The 16777-nt window shown below is 68.2% G+C and carries 16 protein-coding genes and 1 tRNA gene; 10 read left to right on the top strand and 7 right to left on the bottom strand.

The window, feature by feature from the left end; genetic code table 11:
• Nucleotides 1-54 precede the first annotated feature (54 nt).
• Nucleotides 55-1314, bottom strand: coding sequence for an LCP family protein (locus ABN273_RS28215; RefSeq protein ID WP_349452048.1), 1260 nt, complete (start codon nucleotides 1312-1314; stop codon nucleotides 55-57).
• 241 nt (nucleotides 1315-1555) lie between these two features.
• Between ABN273_RS28215 and ABN273_RS28220 the strand changes: the two genes are divergently transcribed.
• Together ABN273_RS28220 and ABN273_RS28225 are read left to right on the top strand one after the other, a co-directional pair.
• Nucleotides 1556-2905, top strand: coding sequence for a hemolysin family protein (locus ABN273_RS28220; protein ID WP_349452049.1), 1350 nt, complete (start codon nucleotides 1556-1558; stop codon nucleotides 2903-2905).
• Nucleotides 2902-3924, top strand: a complete 1023-nt coding sequence (locus tag ABN273_RS28225; protein ID WP_349452050.1) for a hemolysin family protein — start codon at nucleotides 2902-2904, stop codon at nucleotides 3922-3924. The genes ABN273_RS28220 and ABN273_RS28225 overlap by 4 nt, the downstream gene beginning before the upstream one ends.
• 344 nt (nucleotides 3925-4268) lie before the next feature.
• Here the strand turns inward: ABN273_RS28225 and ABN273_RS28230 are convergent.
• Nucleotides 4269-4351: transfer RNA gene (locus tag ABN273_RS28230), tRNA-Leu, on the bottom strand.
• A gap of 201 nt (nucleotides 4352-4552) precedes the next feature.
• Here ABN273_RS28230 and ABN273_RS28235 point away from each other — a divergent pair.
• The 7 genes from ABN273_RS28235 to pknB all read left to right on the top strand — a co-directional run bounded on the left by ABN273_RS28235 (nucleotide 4553) and on the right by pknB (nucleotide 13242).
• Nucleotides 4553-5293: an FHA domain-containing protein gene (locus ABN273_RS28235; protein WP_349452051.1), complete on the top strand. Its 741-nt coding sequence runs from the start codon at nucleotides 4553-4555 to the stop codon at nucleotides 5291-5293.
• 17 nt (nucleotides 5294-5310) lie between these two features.
• On the top strand, nucleotides 5311-5778 hold the full coding sequence (locus tag ABN273_RS28240) for an FHA domain-containing protein FhaB/FipA (RefSeq protein ID WP_349452052.1): 468 nt from the start codon (nucleotides 5311-5313) through the stop codon (nucleotides 5776-5778).
• A complete protein-coding gene (locus ABN273_RS28245; protein ID WP_349452053.1) occupies nucleotides 5775-7082 on the top strand; it encodes a Stp1/IreP family PP2C-type Ser/Thr phosphatase in 1308 nt (435 codons plus the stop codon). The genes ABN273_RS28240 and ABN273_RS28245 overlap by 4 nt, the downstream gene beginning before the upstream one ends.
• The gene (locus ABN273_RS28250; protein WP_349452054.1) at nucleotides 7083-8471 is read left to right on the top strand and encodes an FtsW/RodA/SpoVE family cell cycle protein; all 1389 of its coding nucleotides are present in this window, start codon (nucleotides 7083-7085) and stop codon (nucleotides 8469-8471) included. It begins immediately after the preceding gene.
• A complete protein-coding gene (locus ABN273_RS28255; protein WP_349452055.1) occupies nucleotides 8468-9928 on the top strand; it encodes a peptidoglycan D,D-transpeptidase FtsI family protein in 1461 nt (486 codons plus the stop codon). The genes ABN273_RS28250 and ABN273_RS28255 overlap by 4 nt, the downstream gene beginning before the upstream one ends.
• Nucleotides 9929-9949: 21 nt before the next feature.
• Nucleotides 9950-11299 carry a serine/threonine-protein kinase gene (locus ABN273_RS28260; RefSeq protein WP_349452056.1) on the top strand — a complete coding sequence of 450 codons (1350 nt, stop codon included), beginning with the start codon at nucleotides 9950-9952 and terminating at the stop codon, nucleotides 11297-11299.
• A gap of 83 nt (nucleotides 11300-11382) precedes the next feature.
• A complete protein-coding gene (gene pknB / locus ABN273_RS28265; RefSeq protein WP_349452057.1) occupies nucleotides 11383-13242 on the top strand; it encodes a Stk1 family PASTA domain-containing Ser/Thr kinase in 1860 nt (619 codons plus the stop codon).
• Between the two features lie 124 nt (nucleotides 13243-13366).
• On the opposite strand, the gene ABN273_RS28270 is transcribed toward pknB, so the two are convergent.
• From ABN273_RS28270 to ABN273_RS28280, 3 genes are read right to left on the bottom strand one after another with little or no spacing between them, the layout of a single operon-like run.
• Nucleotides 13367-13939 (bottom strand): anthranilate synthase component II, encoded by a 573-nt coding sequence (locus ABN273_RS28270; RefSeq protein WP_349452058.1) that lies wholly within the window; start codon nucleotides 13937-13939, stop codon nucleotides 13367-13369.
• A complete protein-coding gene (locus ABN273_RS28275; protein WP_349452059.1) occupies nucleotides 13936-14094 on the bottom strand; it encodes a hypothetical protein in 159 nt (52 codons plus the stop codon). Before ABN273_RS28275 ends, ABN273_RS28270 begins: the two co-directional genes overlap by 4 nt.
• A 1-nt stretch (nucleotide 14095) precedes the next feature.
• Nucleotides 14096-14722 carry a class E sortase gene (locus ABN273_RS28280; RefSeq protein ID WP_349452060.1) on the bottom strand — a complete coding sequence of 209 codons (627 nt, stop codon included), beginning with the start codon at nucleotides 14720-14722 and terminating at the stop codon, nucleotides 14096-14098.
• Between the two features lie 141 nt (nucleotides 14723-14863).
• On the opposite strand from ABN273_RS28280, the gene ABN273_RS28285 reads away from it, so the two are divergent.
• Nucleotides 14864-15109: a cell division protein CrgA gene (locus ABN273_RS28285; protein WP_349452061.1), complete on the top strand. Its 246-nt coding sequence runs from the start codon at nucleotides 14864-14866 to the stop codon at nucleotides 15107-15109.
• A gap of 34 nt (nucleotides 15110-15143) precedes the next feature.
• On the opposite strand, the gene ABN273_RS28290 is transcribed toward ABN273_RS28285, so the two are convergent.
• The gene (locus tag ABN273_RS28290; protein WP_349452062.1) at nucleotides 15144-16013 is read right to left on the bottom strand and encodes a rhomboid family intramembrane serine protease; all 870 of its coding nucleotides are present in this window, start codon (nucleotides 16011-16013) and stop codon (nucleotides 15144-15146) included.
• A gap of 182 nt (nucleotides 16014-16195) precedes the next feature.
• A complete protein-coding gene (locus ABN273_RS28295) occupies nucleotides 16196-16732 on the bottom strand; it encodes a peptidylprolyl isomerase (RefSeq protein ID WP_349452063.1) in 537 nt (178 codons plus the stop codon).
• Nucleotides 16733-16777: the final 45 nt, after the last annotated feature.

A 16777-nucleotide genomic window follows, 5' to 3' on the forward strand; every position in this document is an offset into this window, starting at 1 on the left:
AAAGCAACGGCGGCCCGCCGGACACCGGCGGGCCGCCGAAGCCGACAACACCGGTCACTTGCTGTCGATGATGTCCTGGGGAACCGGCTTGTCGTTCTTCAGCGCGTCGAAGAGGGCCAGAGCCTTGACCCGGTCCCACTTGACCGCCGTGCCGCCGCTGGGGACGGGCTCGTTCCCGCCGAACGGCACCACCGTCGTCACGGGGCTGTCGCCCATCGCCAGTCCCAGCGACAGCATGTCGAACGCCCCCGTCCCGTCGTCGACCGCGACCGCGTCGGTGGCGCTCATCGCCAGCGGGATCGACGTGAACGGGTTGATCAGCACCCCGGGACTGGCCGCCTTCTTCACGACCGCGCCCAGGAACTGCCGCTGCCTCTTGGTCCGCTCGAAGTCGGGCAGCGCGCCGCCCTTGCGCGTCCGCACGTATCCGAGGGCCTGGGCGCCGTTGAGCATCTGCGTGCCCTTCTTCAGCTTGAGCCCCGCCTTCGGGTCGTCCACGGCGGCCCGTACGTTGATCTCGACCCCGCCGATGGCGTCCACGATGTTCACGAACCCGGCGAACCCGATCTCCATGTAGTGGTCGATCCGCACCCCGGTGACCGTCTCCACGGTGCGGACCAGCAGCTGCGGCCCGCCGTTGTAGGCGGCGTTGAGCTTGTCGCGCCCCTTGCCGGGGATGGTGACCGCCGAGTCGCGCGGCAGGCTGACCAGCGTCGGCTTGTCACCGGTGTCGGGAATGTGCAGCAGCATCATCGAGTCCGTACGCTGCCCGACCGCCCTGCCCGTGGCCAGCTTCTTCCGCTGGGCGGCCGACAGGCCCTTGCGGCTGTCGGAGCCGACGAGCAGCCAGTTGGTGCCGGGAGTGTCGGCGACCCGGCCCTGGTAATCGTCGAGCACGCCCTCGATGCCCGTGATCCGGGAGTTGATCCAGAAGAACAGGCCGACGGCCGCCACGAGCAGGACGACCAGCAGCCCGGCCACGATCTTCAGGACGGTCTTGCCGGACATCCGCCCGCGCGTTTTCGTGGGCCCGGACGGCTCGCCGCCCTTCGAGCGCAGCGGCCGGACCGGGCTGTTGCCGGAGCGCGCCCTGCCGTACACGCGCGAGCCGGCCCTGGGCGGCTCATTCGAGGAGGAGCCGGGCTCGGGAATCTGCGAGGCCGCCGGCAGCTTGTGTGTGGGCGCACCCGGCCCCCCGAACGGGACCTCGTGGGCCGGCGCACCCCCTGAGCGCAGGCCGTCATTGGGCTTGGGTGGCAGCGGGCGGCCGTCGCCTGGTGACCGCATGGCCCGCGTCCGGTCGTCCTCAGACACTTCGCCTACTTCCCTTCGCTTTGTCATAGACGCTACGTCGAACCCCGCAGCAGTGAAGACTTTCCGCCAAGGTTTTCCCACGTAAAAGTACGCGGAACCCGCGAAGAGTCACTCCGGAAACATAGATGCCAACAGCATCGTTACGGTTATGGACGACCTCTATCGAAGGGATGATCGTGTCCGCTCCGGACCCGTGGAGTCTTCGCCCGTGCTGTGGCACGGGTTCCTCTGAAAGCTCACCATGGTGAGCGCTTATCTGGGCCTCCTGGCCCTCTTCCTCCTCACGGCGGCGACCGGCTACTTCGTCGCTCAGGAGTTCGCCTTCGTAGCCGCCGACCGCGCGCTCCTGCGCGAGCAGGCCGCCGCGGGCGACCAAGCCGCTGACAAGGCGCTCCAGGTCACGTCCCGCCTCTCCTTCATGCTCTCCGGCGCGCAGCTCGGCATCACCGTCACGGCGCTGCTGGTCGGCTTCCTGGCCGAGCCCGCCATCGCCACGATCGTACGGCCCTGGCTGGCGGACACCGGTATGGCCGACACCATGATCACCGGCCTCTCGGTCGCCATCGGGGTCTTCGTGGCGACTGTCGTCCAGATGGTCCTGGGCGAGCTGGCGCCGAAGAACCTCGGCATCGCCAGGCCGGAGCCGGTGGCCAAGTTCCTGGCCAGCTCGACGCTGGTCTATCTGGCCGTGGTGGGCCCGGTGGTCAAGCTGTTCGACTCCGCGGCGACCGGCCTGCTCCGGCGCGTGGGCATCGAGCCGGTCGAGGAAGTGGAGCACGGCGCGACGCCGGAGGAGCTCTCCCGCATCATCGAGGAGTCCACCAGGGCCGGCGAACTGCCGCCCAGGCTCTCAGACCTCCTGGAACGGGCCCTGGAGTTCGGCGACAGGACCGCGGAGGAAATCATGGTCCCCCGCCCCCGCGTGGTGGTGGTCCGCGCCGACCAGCCGATCAAGGACCTCATCGAGATCATGCGCAAGTGCGGCCACTCCCGCTACCCGGTACTCAACGAGGACGGCGACGTGGCAGGCGTGACAGGCGTACGCGAACTCCTCTCCTCGGGCCTCGACGAGGGCCGGATCGCAGACATCACCCGACCGGCCCTGCTCATCCCCGACTCGGTGCCGATACCGGCGGTCCTCGACAGGATGCGCGCGGCCAAGGACGACATCGCCTGCGTCATCGACGAGTACGGCGGCCTGGCCGGCGTGATCACGGTGGAGGACCTGGCGGAGGAGCTGGTCGGCGAGCTGGTCGACGAGAACGACCCGGAGCCGGTCGGCGCGGTCGAGCAGCCGGGCGGCGTCTGGGAGGTCCCTGGCACGCTCAGGCTGGACGAGGTGGAGCGGGCCACCGGCGTGGCACTCCCGGAGAGCGACGATTACGACACGCTCGCGGGCCTGGTCCTCGCGAGGCTCGGCAGGATGCCCGACGAGGGCGACACGGTGACGGTCCCGATCGAGCAGGACACCGACCCGTTCGCGGAGCAGGAACCAGAACACCTGGCAGAGCTGACAGTGATCTCCCTCAACCGCAGGGTGCCCGAGTGGGTCCGCCTGTCGCCGGTCAAGCACGCGGAGGCGGCACGATGACCCTGCTCATCCTCAGCCTGGCGCTGCTGGCCTTCAACGCGTTGTTCGTGGCCGCGGAGTTCGCCTTCGTCTCCTCAAGACGCCACCGCCTGGAGGAGATCGCCTCCCGCAACAACAACCGCCTGATAAGGCTGACGGCAAGATCAGCCATAGGCGGCGGCAAACAACTCTCCCTCATGCTCGCCGGCGCCCAACTGGGCATCACCCTGTGCACACTGGGCCTGGGCCAGGTGACGGAACCAGCAATAGAACACGCCCTGGAGCCGCTCTTCGCCGCCGTAGGCGTCCCAGAAGCCCTACGCCTCCCCATAGCACTGACAATCGCCCTGGCCCTGGTGACCTTCCTCCACATGGTGGTAGGCGAAATGGCCCCGAAGTCCTGGGCGCTGACGCACCCAGAACGCTCGGTCCTCCTCCTCACGCTCCCCTTCCGCGCGTTCACCTGGCTGATGCGCCCACTGCTCTCAGCCCTGAACGGCGTGACAAACCTCATCCTCCGCCTGTTCGGAGTTCAGCCAAGAGACGAACTGGCCACCACAAGAACCCCCCGCCAACTGGCCATGCTGGTAGGCGAGTCAGGCAGGATGGGACTCCTGGACAGAGAGGAACACGACCTCCTGACCAGAGCCCTGAGACTGGACGACGAAGGCATAGAACGCCTGATGGTCCCCATCGACAAGGCGGTAATGGTCCCCCCGTCGGCAACCGCCGCAGAAATCAGAGAGGCCGCCGCCAAGAGCGGCCACCTCCGCCTCCTGGTAGGCACAGCAGACAACGTGAAGGGCGCCCTGCACGCCAGAGACGCCCTCCTACAACCATCAAGCAATGCGGAAGACCTACGCAGACCGGCACCAAAACTCCCCTGCGTAACCCAGGTCCCAGAAGCGGTAACGGCCCTCCAGGAGGCAAGAGCCCACCTGGCCCTGGTAACAAACCAGCCAGGAGAAGTGATCGGAATGGTCACCCTCACAGACCTGCTGGGCGAACTCCTGGACACAAGAACCCTAGCTGTGACCTAAATCACACGGACGTACCACCCAAACACGGCACCCCGCACAGCTTCCTCGAAAAGAAAGACCCCAACCCTTGCGATCCAGCAAACACTTCGCCAGTGTGGGTCTGCCATGAATACGGCAAGCAGCCATACGAAGCGCCGGGAAATCCCGGCAGCCCCAGATGGGGGCCCGGGGGGACTCCCTCCGAGATGGGGGGTCCCGGGGGGACTCCCCCGAGATGGGGGGTCCCGGGGGGACTCCCCCGGAAACGCTGGGGGTCCGGGGGTTATCCCCCGGGAAGAAATGACGAGGGGACCCGAGGAAGCCGGTCCCGAAGGGCCGGCGACCAAGGATCCCCAGTCACCGAGTGGGCGAGGAGGGATTTGAACCCTCACGTCCTTTCGGACACACGGACCTGAACCGTGCGCGTCTGCCGTTCCGCCACCCGCCCTTGTGGGTGCGGAAAGAACACTAGCACGGAACAGCCAGTGGTACTGAACCCGGATACGATCGCATAAGACACGGGAGCGGAGGAGCTGGGCGCGACAGCCGACGAGCGCCAGGGGAAGCCGTGACGTGGGAACGAGCGGAAACCGGGCGCCGGACGCGTCTGGGGGCCGCGATCATATGCACGGAGGAAGGGAGGTACCCGGTGGGAGTCCTTCAGCGCTTCGAGAGGAGGCTCGAAGGCTTGGTTGAGGGGGCCTTTGCACGGGCGTTCAAATCTGACCTTCAGCCGGTCGAGGTCGCCAGCGCGGTTCAGCGGGAGATGGATGAGCGTGCGGCGATCGTCGCTCAGGGTCGCACGCTCGTGCCCAACGACTTCGTGGTTGAGCTTTCCACGACCGACAGCGAACGGCTTGAGGTCTACGCCGACAGCATCAGCCACGAGCTGGCCAACCTCGCCAGGGAGTACGCCAAGGAGCAGGGCTACTCCTTTGTGGGACCGGTCCGGGTTCGCTTCGAGACCGCCGGCGACCTGGCTGTGGGCCTGTTCCGCATCAGGTCCGGCGTCATTCGCGGCGCGACGGTCGAGCAGGACGAGATCCGCCAGCCGGCGAGCGACCTGCCTCCGTCCCGGCCGCACGCGTTCAACGGGCGGCCCAGGCTGCTCGTCTCCACTCAGGACGACCCGCAGGGCGACCGTTCCTACGAGCTCACCACTCAGGTGACCTTGCTCGGCAGGGGCACCGACTGCGATCTTCGTCTCGTCGACCCGGGCGTTTCGCGGCACCACGCGGAGCTGCGCGTCGAGGGCCAGCTCGTGGCCCTCGTCGATCTGGGATCGACGAACGGCACTTTCGTCAACGGCCAGCCGGTACGCAGGATCGAGCTCCAGAACGGCACGCGAGTGACGCTGGGGCGTACGACTCTGGTGTTCCGGCGCGATTAGGGGTAGACAAACGGTCCATGTCCGAGCTCACGCTGCTGCTGATCCGGCTCGCCTTCCTGGCGGTGCTGTGGTTCTTCGTCATTGCCGCAGTCGGCGTGATCCGGACTGACTTGTTCGGTTCACGCACGGCACCCGCGGGCCCACGTAACGTGAAACCCGCCAAACCCGTGGCGAAGCCCAAGAGCAAGAAGGGCGAGCCACGCCAGCTCATCGTTACCGGTGGTCCGCTGCAAGGCACCACCATCAACCTCACGGAGACGCCCATCACCATTGGCCGGGCCAATGACGCCACGCTGGTTGTGACGGACGACTACGCTTCCAGCCTGCACGCCCGGCTCTCCCCCCAGGACGGTCAGTGGATCGTGGAAGATCTCGGCTCGACCAACGGCACGTATCTCGACCGCTCGAAAGTCACCCGTCCGACCCCGGTGCCGCTCGGTGTTCCGATCCGCGTCGGCAAGACAGTCATTGAATTGCGCAAATGACCATCGCACTCCGCTACGCCGCCCGCTCGGACGTCGGCCTCCTCCGCGAAGGAAACGAGGACTCGGCGTACGCTAGCGGCCGCCTGCTTGCCGTCGCCGACGGCATGGGCGGGCACGCACACGGCGAGGTGGCGAGCTCAGTCGCCATCGCCGCCATGGCCTCTCTGGAAGAGGCCCAACAGGGGGGTGACCTGCTCAACGCCATCGAGGCAGCGGTACGCGACGCCAACCGCAGGCTGCACGAAATGGTGGGGCGGGATCCCAGCCTCAAAGGCATGGGCACGACTCTCACGGCCATGCTCTGGCACGGCACCCAGGTCGCCCTGGTGCATGTCGGCGACTCGCGCGCCTACCTGCTCAGACGCGGGGAGCTCTACCAGATCACCCATGACCACACGCTGGTGCAGCAGCTCGTCGACGACGGGCGCATCACGCCGGAAGAGGCCGCCACGCATCCGCAGCGCTCGATCCTGCTGCGGGCGCTCGACGGCAGCGGCGAGGTCGATCCCGACCTCACGCTCCGCGAGGCACAGGTGGGCGACCGCTACCTGCTGTGCTCCGACGGGTTGTCCGGTGTGGTGAGCGCGGAGACGCTGCACGCCACGCTCACCAACATCGACGACCCGGAAGAGGTCGTGCGCCAGCTCATCGACCTGGCCAACAGGGGAGGCGGGCCCGACAACATCACGTGCGTGCTTGCCGACGTGGTGGAGCTCACCGACGGGCAGCAGGTGCCCGCCGAGGCCGCCGTCGTCGGCGCCGCGGGCATGAACCGGCTGCACGGAAACCCACAGGAGACCCAGCCGGGGCGAGCCAGCGCGGTGACCGCACCCCAGCCGGTGCTCACCGACGACGACTTCGCTGAGCCGGTCGCCGAGGCGCCCCGGCGCAGGCGACGTCGTCTGTGGCCCGTGCTGGTCACCGTGCTGGGCGTAGGCGTGGTCGCCGTCGGCATCGGCGGCTACTTCGGCTACCAGTGGACCCAGGACCAGTTCTTCGTCGGGGCTAGGGGCGACGAAGTGGTCGTGTTCCAGGGGATCCAGAAGGAGCTGGGCCCGTTCCAGCTCTTCAAGGTCTCCAAGCCCACAGGCCGGCAGCTCTCCCAGCTGTCCGAGGCCGACCAGGCGGCGATCAAAAGCGGCATTCCGGTCACCACCGTCGACGAGGGCATGACGAAGATCAACGCTTTGAAGTTCTCCGCGGACCAGCAGAGCGCGGACCAGAAGAGCAGCGACACCCCCGCTACGACCGCCACCGCGTCGCCCACGCCATCCGCGAGCGCGACCAGGACGAAGCAACGGTAAATGAGCGAAGTCGCACTCTCCCCCGCCCCGATGCCGGCCAAGCGCCGCATGGCCCAGCTGGTCATGCTCGCGCTCGCGGTGCTGATCGTCATGGGGGCCTACGCCAACGTGGGCCTGGCGATGACCGGCGCGGTCCCCGCGGGGATGCTGACGTACGGCCTGGGCCTGGGCGGGCTGATGCTGGCCGCCTACCTCGTGCTGGCCAAGTTCGCCCCCTGGGCGGATCCCCTGATTCTGCCGCTGGTGACGTTGATCAACGGCCTCGGCCTGGTGATGATCTACCGGCTGGAGAACTCCGGCGCGAAGATGCAGGCGGGCGCCTCCACCAACACCCAGATCATCATGACCGCCGCGGGCGTCGTGCTGTTCGCCGTGACGCTGCTCGTGCTGCGCGACCATCGCATGCTGCAGCGGCTGACGTACACGGCGGGGCTGATCGGCGTGGTCCTGCTCGTCTCGCCGCTGACGCCTGTGCTGGGCAAGGAGATCAACGGCGCGCGCATCTGGATCGGGTTCGGCGCCGCCTCCATCCAGCCGGCGGAGTTCGCCAAGATCGCGCTGGTCGTCTTCTTCGCCGGCTACCTGGTGGCCAAGCGCGACGTGCTGGCGCTGGCCGGGCGGCGGCTGCTCTTCATCGACCTGCCGAGGGCCCGCGACCTCGGCCCGGTGCTCATCACCTGGGCGGTCGCCATCGGCGTGCTCGTCCTGCAGAAGGACCTGGGCTCGTCGCTGCTGCTGTTCGGCGCCTTCGTGGTCATGCTGTACGTCGCCACGCAGCGCACGTCATGGGTGCTGATCGGCATCCTGCTGTTCGTCGGCGGCGCGTTCCTGGCCGGGCAGATCTTCAGCCACGTGGGTGACCGGTTCGCCGTCTGGCTCAACCCGGGCGACCCGACGTACTACGACCGCGCCTACGGCGGCAGCTTCCAGATCATGCAGGGCCTGTTCGGGCTGGGCGCGGGCCGCATCCTCGGCACCGGCCTGGGCCAGGGCCACCCCGACCTGATCCCGCTGGCCTTCTCCGACTTCATCTTCAGCGCGACGGGTGAGGAGCTCGGCCTGACGGGGCTGATGGCGCTGCTCATGATGTACGCCCTGCTGGTCGAGCGCGGCCTGCGCACCTCACTCGCGGCCCGCGACCCGTTCTCCAAGCTCCTGGCGGGCGGCCTGTCGTTCATCCTGGCCTGGCAGGTCTTCATCATCGTCGGCGGTGTGACGAACCTCATCCCGCTGACCGGCCTGGTCACCCCGTTCATGTCCCAGGGTGGCTCGGCGTTGCTGGCTAACTGGATCCTTATCGCGCTATTGGTACGCATGTCGGACGCGGCGCGGCGGCCCCCGCCCCAGGCGATCCAGAACGAAGGACTGACGCAGGTGTTTCAGCGATGAACAGCCCTCTGAAGCGCGTGGCCGTGGCCTGCCTGGCCATGTTCGCGCTCCTGATGATCAACGTGAACTACCTGCAGGCCGTGCGGGCGGAGGAGCTGAGCACGGACGCTCGCAACACCCGCAACTACTACGAGCGCTACGCCATCGAGCGCGGCCGCATCACCGCGGGCGGCAAGGTGCTCGCACAGTCCGTCGAGACCAAGGACCCCCGGTTCAGGTTCGTCAGGGAGTACCCGGAGGCCAAGCTCTACGCGCACGTCACCGGCTTCTTCTCGCCCGAGAGCGTGAGCGCGATCGAGAAGTCGGAGAACCCGCTGCTCGACGGGTCCAGCCCCGACCTGCTGCTGCGGCGGAGCATCGACCTGTTCACCGGTGAGCCGACCAAGGGCGCCAACGTCGATCTCACGATCAACCCCAAGGCCCAGAAGGCGGCCTACGACGCGCTGCGGCAGAGCGGCAAGCGCGGCGCCCTCGTCGCGCTCGACCCGAGGACCGGCGCGATCCTCGCGATGGTCTCGCTGCCCACCTACGACCCCACCGAGCTGTCCGGCACCGACAAGAGCAAGGTCTTCCCGCGCTACGACGAGCTCGCCAAGGACAAGGGCCAGCCGCTGCTCAACCGGACGATCGACCAGACCTACCCGCCCGGCTCCACGTTCAAGGTCGTGACGATGGCGGCCTACCTCGAGGACGACGACTCCCGCGGCCCGCAGTCCACCGTGGCCGCGCCGCAGCGGCTGCCCCTGCCCGGCACGACCATCAGCCTGCCCAACTACGGCGGCGCCGCCTGCGGCTCCGGCTCGGTCACGCTGACGTTCGCGCTGGAGAAGTCCTGCAACACGCCGTTCGGCAAGATCGGCATGGACCTGGGCTACGACAAGATGAAGGAGCAGACCGAGAAGTTCGGCATGGGCGAGCCGCTGGCCGTGCCGATGTCCGTGGCGGGCAGCGACTTCGGCAAGGAGGAGGACAAGGCGGCCCTGGCGATGGCCTCCATCGGGCAGCGCAACAACCGGATGACGCCGCTGCAGATGGCGATGATCGCAGCGGGCATCGCCAACGACGGCAAGGTGATGAAGCCGTACCTGGTCAACAAGATCACCGACTCCAAGGGCGACACGGTGGACGAGGCCGACCCCTCGGAGCTGTCCGAAGCGGTCAGCTCCGAGACGGCGGGCAAGCTGCGTGAGATGATGGCCAGCGTCGTCCAGAACGGCACCGCCAACCTGGCGCAGATCCCAGGCGTCCAAGTAGCGGGTAAGACAGGCACCGCGGAGACTGCCGACAACCAGCCGCCGCACGCCTGGTTCATCTCCTTCGCGCCTGCCAACGACCCGAAGGTGGCCCTCGCGGTCATCGTCGAGTCCGGAGCGGCCAAGGTCGGCGCGGAGGCGACCGGCGGCCACACCGCCGCGCCGATCGCAAAGGCCGTGCTGGAGGCGGTGCTGAACAAATGAGCGACGGTAACCTGCTGGGTCATGCGGCTCCGTAACCGCTACCTCCTGCTCTCCCGCATCGCCGCAGGCGGTATGGGAGAGGTTTGGCGTGCCCGTGACGAGTTGCTCGGGCGCGAGGTAGCGGTGAAGATCCTGCGTAGCCACATCTACGCGGACCCCACCTTCCGGGAGCGGTTCAGGAACGAGGCGCGGCTGACCGCGGCCCTGGCCGACCCGGGCGTGGCGCAGATCTTCGACTACGGCGAGCAGAGCGACCTGGCCTACCTCGTGATGGAGCTGGTGCACGGGGAGCCGCTGTCGGCCATCCTGGCCCGCAACGGCGCCATCGGCCCCGAGGTGACGCTCGACGTGGTGCACCAGACGGCCAAGGCGCTGCACGCCGCGCACTCCGCCGGGATCATCCACCGCGACATCAAGCCGGGCAACCTGCTGGTCACCTCCGAAGGGACCATCAAGGTCACGGACTTCGGCATCGCCAGGGCACTGGAGGCCGCGCCGGTCACGCAGACGGGCACCGTGCTGGGCACGGCCCAGTACGTCAGCCCCGAGCAGGCCCAGGGCTTCCCGCTCACGCCCGCGACCGACCTCTACTCGCTGGGCGTGGTGGCCTACGAGTGCCTGGCGGGACGTGCGCCGTTCCAGGCCGACAGCCAGGTGGCGATCGCGCTGCTGCACCTCAACGAGCTGCCGCCGCCGCTGGGCGTGGACGTTCCCGCGCCGGTGCGCGAGCTGGTCATGGCGCTGCTGGCCAAGGACCCCGCACGGCGTCCTGCCTCGGCGCTGGAGCTGGCCGACCGGGCCTACGTGGTGCGCGAGTCGCTGGCCAGCGCCGCGCCGGGCGCCGATCTCAGCATGCTCACCGACCCGGGCGGCTTCCGCGTACGCGAGCCGATGCCGGCGGACCAGCAGGCGACCGACCACCTCGGCCCGACCACCACGCTGCAGGAGACGGCCGGGGGAAGGCGGCACAAGAGGGCGTTCGCCCTGGTCGCCGCGGCGGGCTGCGCGGCCGCGGTGGGGCTCACTGCCATCACGTTCGCCAGCACCCCGCCCGCAGAGCCGCCGCCGGACGTGGCCGACCCGACCAGGTCGGCCACGCAGACGTCGGAGCAACCGTCGCCCACGCCGAAGAAGAAACGCACCAGACGGCCTCCTGTGGTTCCGGTGAAGTCACCGAGGCCTATACCCTCGCGGTCAGCTACGGTAAGCAAGTCGGTAACTCCCACCAAGAAGCCGACACCGAAACCGACGCCCACCACCCGAACCCCTACGCCCACACCGACCCCGACGCCCACCACCACCAAGAAGACGCCGACACCCACCGCCTCGCCGGAACCGGGTGCTACAAACCCGACCAAGGAGGAGACGTGATGCGCTATGGGGTCGATGATGGACACCGGCGGCCCCCCGAGCAGGCCGTTACCCAAGATGAACGGTAAGGGACAGTGCAGGAAATGACTCAGCCTCGGCTACTCGGAGGTCGCTACGAGCTCGACGGTGTCGTCGGGCGCGGCGGCATGGCCGAGGTGTATCGCGCCCGAGACATCCGGCTGGACCGCATAGTCGCGATCAAGACCCTCCGGTCCGACCTGGCGCGAGACCACACCTTCCAGGCCCGGTTCCGCCGCGAGGCCCAGTCCGCGGCATCGCTGAACCACCCGGCCGTGGTCGCGGTCTACGACACCGGCGAAGACGTCACCGACGGCACGCCCGTGCCGTACATCGTGATGGAGTACGTCGACGGCCGGACGCTGCGCGACCTGCTGCGCCAGGACCGGCGGCTGCTGCCGGAGCGCGCGGTCGAGCTGGTCGACGGCATCCTGCGGGCGCTCGACTACAGCCACCGTGGCGGCATCGTGCACCGCGACATCAAGCCGGCCAACGTGATGATCACGCGGGCGGGCGACGTCAAGGTGATGGACTTCGGCATCGCGCGCGCGATGGCCGACTCGGCGGCCACGATGACGCAGACGGCGCAGGTGATCGGCACTGCCCAGTACCTGTCGCCGGAGCAGGCGCGGGGCGAGCGGGTCGACGCGCGCAGCGACATCTACTCCACCGGCTGCGTGCTCTACGAGCTGCTGACCGGGCAGCCGCCGTTCACCGGCGACTCCCCCGTGGCGATCGCCTACCAGCACGTGCGCGAGGAGCCGATCCCACCGTCGCAGATCGACCGCGAGATCCCCCAGTGGGCCGACGCGATCGTGCTCAAGGCCATGGCCAAGGACCCGGCCCACCGCTACCAGAGCGCGGGCGAGATGCGGGCCGACATCCAGCGGGCGATGTCCGGGATGCCGACCGATGCCCAGACGATGGCGATGACCGCCAACCACAACGTCCAGGGCACGCGCATGATGTCGGCGACCCAGACGGGGCAGGGCCCGGCCACGCAGCGCACCACCGCGGTCCCCCCGTACGAGTACGGCGATGACGACGGCCGCGGCGGCCGCGGCGGGCGGCGCCGGGCGAGCGGCGGAGGCGGCAACAACGCACTCAAGACCGCCCTGTGGATCGTCATCCCGCTGCTGATCATCGGCGCCTTCATCACGGTCGGCTACGTGGTGTTCAGCTCCAAGGGCACGCCGTCCGACACGCAGATCGCCATCCCGTCGCTGGCCAGCCAGGAGCGGAAGTTCGCGGAGCAGCAGCTCACCACGCTCGGGTTCAAGGTCCAGGTCGTGCAGGAAAACAGCGACGACGTCGACAAGGGCAGCGTGATCAAGACGGATCCGCCCGAGGGCACCAAGGCCGACAAGGGCACCACCGTCAAGCTCGTCGTGTCGAAGGGCCCGGCGAAGATCAAGGTGCCCGAGGGCCTCATCGGCATGTCGCAGGCCGATGCCATGAAGGCGCTGGACGACGCCGGGTTGCGCGGCACGCTCAAGACCAGGAACTCCACGAAGAAGCAGGGCACGGTCATCGACACCGAGCCCAAGGCCGGCGAGGAGATCGAAAAGGACGGGACGGTCACCCTCTTCGTGCCCAAGGAGCTCGGCGAGGTGCCCAGCGTGATCGGCCTCACCGTGAAGGACGCGTCGGACCAGCTCAGGGCCGCCGGCTTCAAGCCCAGGGTCTCGGAGCAGCCGAACGAGCAGCCCGAGGGCACGGTCATCCAGCAGAACCCGGGTGAGGGCGCCAAGTACCCGCCGGGCACGACGGTGACGATCGTGGTCTCCACCGGTCCCGACCTGAGCACGGAGCAGCCGCCCACCGACGACCAGCCGACGGATGTGCCCACGGACGACCAGACGGACGTCCCGACCGAGGACACCCCGACCGAGGACAGCCCGATCGACGACGGTCTCGGAGGCTGACCGAGGCAGCAGAAAGGGCCGCCCCTCCGGGGTGGCCCTTTCTGTCGCCGACGCAAAACGCCCCCGCCGCTCGGGGGCAACGGCGGGGACGCTCATTTGGTAGTCGGTCGGCCGAAGACGTTCGTTACACGATTCCGCGCAGCCAATTCCGGAGCAGCCGGTGGCCGTGCTCCGACAGCACGGACTCGGGGTGGAACTGGATGCCCTCGATGGGCGCCGCACGGTGGCGCAGGCCCATGATGACGCCGTCCTCGGTGCGCGCGGTCACGTCGAGCACCTGAGGGACGGTCTCGGGCAGCACGGCGAGCGAGTGGTAGCGGGTCATCCGCACGGGCGAGGGCAGCGTCTCGAACACGCCCTTGCCGTCGTGGGCGACGGCGCTGGTCATCCCGTGGACGAGCTCGGGCGCGCGGGACACGGTGGCGCCGTACGCGACGGCAATGGCCTGGTGGCCGAGACAGACGCCGAGCAGCGGCCGGCGGCTGGCGGCGGCGTGGTGGACCAGGGGCACGCCCACGCCGGCCGCCTCGGGGGTGCCGGGGCCTGGGCTGATCAGCACGCCGTCGAAGCCGTCGGCGTCGCTCACGCGTACGTCGTCACGCGGGCGCACGTCGCAGTCGGCGCCCAGCTCGCGCAGGTACTGCACGATGGTGTGGACGAAGCTGTCGTGGTTGTCCACGACCAGCACGCGGCTCATTTGCTTACGGTCACCTCGTCAAGCGTCACCAAGGGCTCAAGTAGCGGGAACACGACATACCACAGTACGGCCACCATGGCAGCGACCAGCACGGCGGCCGTCAGCGCCTTGGCCGTCGTGGGGCCGGGCAGCTTGCGCCAGAGCCAGACGTACACGTCATTCCTCCCTCGGCTCGATCGACTTGAGCACCCCGTGCACGATGTAGCGCTGGGCGGCCGAGTATTCGGGATGGCAGGTGGACAGGGTGATGAAGGCCCGGGCCGGACGGGCGTCCGGCTTGCCGGGCACGGGCGCGAACTCGTCGATCGCGGTGGGATGGACGACGTCGTGCGCCGTCACCCAGTACGTGTAGCGGGCCTCGCGGGCCTCCACGATGATCTCGTCGTTGCGGTCGAGATTGTCGATCTTGTTGAACGGGGCCGAGTACGTGGTGCGGTGACCGGCCAGCGCGAAATTGCCGACCTGGCCGGGCATCGCGCTGCCGGGATAGTGCCCCGGCCCCTTCTTGAGGTCCTCGGTGCCCACGCCTTCGACCACGGCGTACTTGTAGCCAGGTCCCAGCTTGGGAATGCGCAGCACGGCGACGGCCGAGCCCGGCACGATCGTCCGCGGCTGCTTCGTATCCGGTTTGCCGTCTTCTGCCACTGTCAGTTCGCGCTGGAGGCGCTCCTGCTCGCGCTCGGTGTACACGCCGGTACCCCAGAGCAGGTACGCACAGAACAACATAAGGATCAGGCCCGCGGTGATGCTCGTCTCCCCCAAGGCCCGGAGCATGGTCCGCATTCGCTGACTTTATCCCGGCAAGATGCGACAGCCCGGGATCGCCATATCCTGCGCGTGGCGGCTATCCTTGGGACCTTCAACTACGCTTAACGTAGAGCCTGCGGACGATCCGGATGCCCAGGCCCTCAGCAGGAGTTACCAGTGCCCAAGTCCAAGGCTCGCAAGAAGGCGGTCTACACCCCGCCGCAGAGATCGCAGCAGGTAAAGGTCAGCCCGCGCTGGCTGGCGCCCACAATGGTGGTGGCGTGGATCATCGGCATCCTGTGGATCGCCGTCTACTACGTCGCGCCGCGGACGCCCTTCTTCAGCGACCTCCAGAACTGGAACCTGCTGATCGGGTTTGTTTTCATCGTCTTCGGTGTAGTGCTTTCCACCCGCTGGCGTTAGTTCTTTCCACAGTCTTTTCCACAGGCTGGGGAAGTCAGCTCACGCTGGCGATGATGGCCGATGCCTTCACCATCACGAGCACGGCCAGCAGCGCCAGCGCTCCCGCGATCGCCAGCACCTGCCAGAGGGTCCTGTTGCCCTTGGGGGCGTAGGCCAGCGCCCCCGCCAGCGCCGACCCCGTGATCAGGCCGCCGATGTGGCCTGTCCAGCTGATGCCGGACACCAGGAAGGTGATCACGAGGTTGATCGCGATGAGGGCGGCGATGCCGCGCACGTCCACGTTGAGCCGGCGCCCGACCACGAACACGGCGCCGAACAGGCCGAAGATGGCTCCGGACGCGCCGACCGTGGTCTGGTTGAGCGGGTCGACCCAGAGGCTGAGCGTCGAGCCGCCGAGCCCGCTGATGACGTAGAGCGCCAGGAAGCGGACGTGACCGAAGGCGCGCTCGAGATAGGGGCCGACGACGTAGAGGGCCCAGCAGTTGAACAGGATGTGGAAAACCCCGTCGTGGACGAACACGACGGAGAGCATCCGGTAGTACTCGTCGAGCACGGCCACCCGCCCTGGCCACATGGCCAGCTCCGCCGTGACCCGGCCGCCGATGAGATATTGGGCGCCGAAGACCAGGACGGTGATGGCCAGGATGGCGTACGTCACGATCGGCGCGCGTACGACGTTGCCGCCGAAGGTGGACTTGGCCTGGCGGATGCCCCTGTTGCCCTCGGCCACGCACTCGGGGCACTGGAAGCCCACGGAGGCGTCGCGCATGCAGTCGGGGCAGATGGGGCGCTCGCAGCGCTGGCAGCGCACCCAGGTCTCCTTGTCCGGGTGCCGGTAGCACGTGGGCACCGCCTCAGCGGGCTGCTCGGGCTGCTGTGGCGGGCTGGGCGGCTGGCTGGTCATGGCTGAAAGCCTATGGCTTATGTTCCATGCTCGCGTGTCGCCGATCGCCGGCGTACAAGGTGCCGCCGAGCGGCCCTGCGCTCTGCCCCCTGGTGGCCCTGTGGGTGCACAGGGCCGTCAGGTGCCTGCGGCGACCTGGGCGGGGGCCGGTCCAGGCCCCGAGCCGAGGTCGGCCCGTCCGGTCAGGACTGGACGCGGTCGATGGTGACCGACTCCAGGACGACGTCCTCCACCGGGCGGTCGTTGCGGCCGGTGCTGGTCTTGGCGATGGCGTCCACGACGTCCTGGCCCTCGATCACCTCGCCGAAGATCGTGTGCTTGCCGTTCAGATGCGGCGTGGGCACGACGGTGATGAAGAACTGCGACCCGTTGGTCCCCTTGCCGAACCGGATGCCCGCGTTGGCCATGGCCAGCAGGTAAGGGCGGTTGAAGTACAGCTCGGGGTGGATCTCGTCGTCGAACTCGTAGCCCGGGCCGCCGATGCCCTGACCGAGCGGGTCACCGCCCTGGATCATGAAGCCGGAGATGACCCGGTGGAAGATCGTGCCGTCGTAGTAACGGTCGGTGCTCTTCGCACCGGTGCCCGGGTGCGTCCATTCGCGCGTGCCTTCTGCCAGCTCGACGAAGTTACGCACCGTCTTCGGCGCCTTGGTGGGAAAGAGCTCGACCTTGATATTGCCGCGATTGGTCTGCAGGTTAGCGATCAGCTTCTCAGCCACGAGACAGCTGCCCCCCTCTATACACAGGGTTGGTTTCGTGATGTT

It is taken from the genome of Nonomuraea sp. B19D2, from assembly GCF_040137845.1.
In the GTDB taxonomy this organism is placed as follows: Bacteria; Actinomycetota; Actinomycetes; order Streptosporangiales; family Streptosporangiaceae; genus Nonomuraea.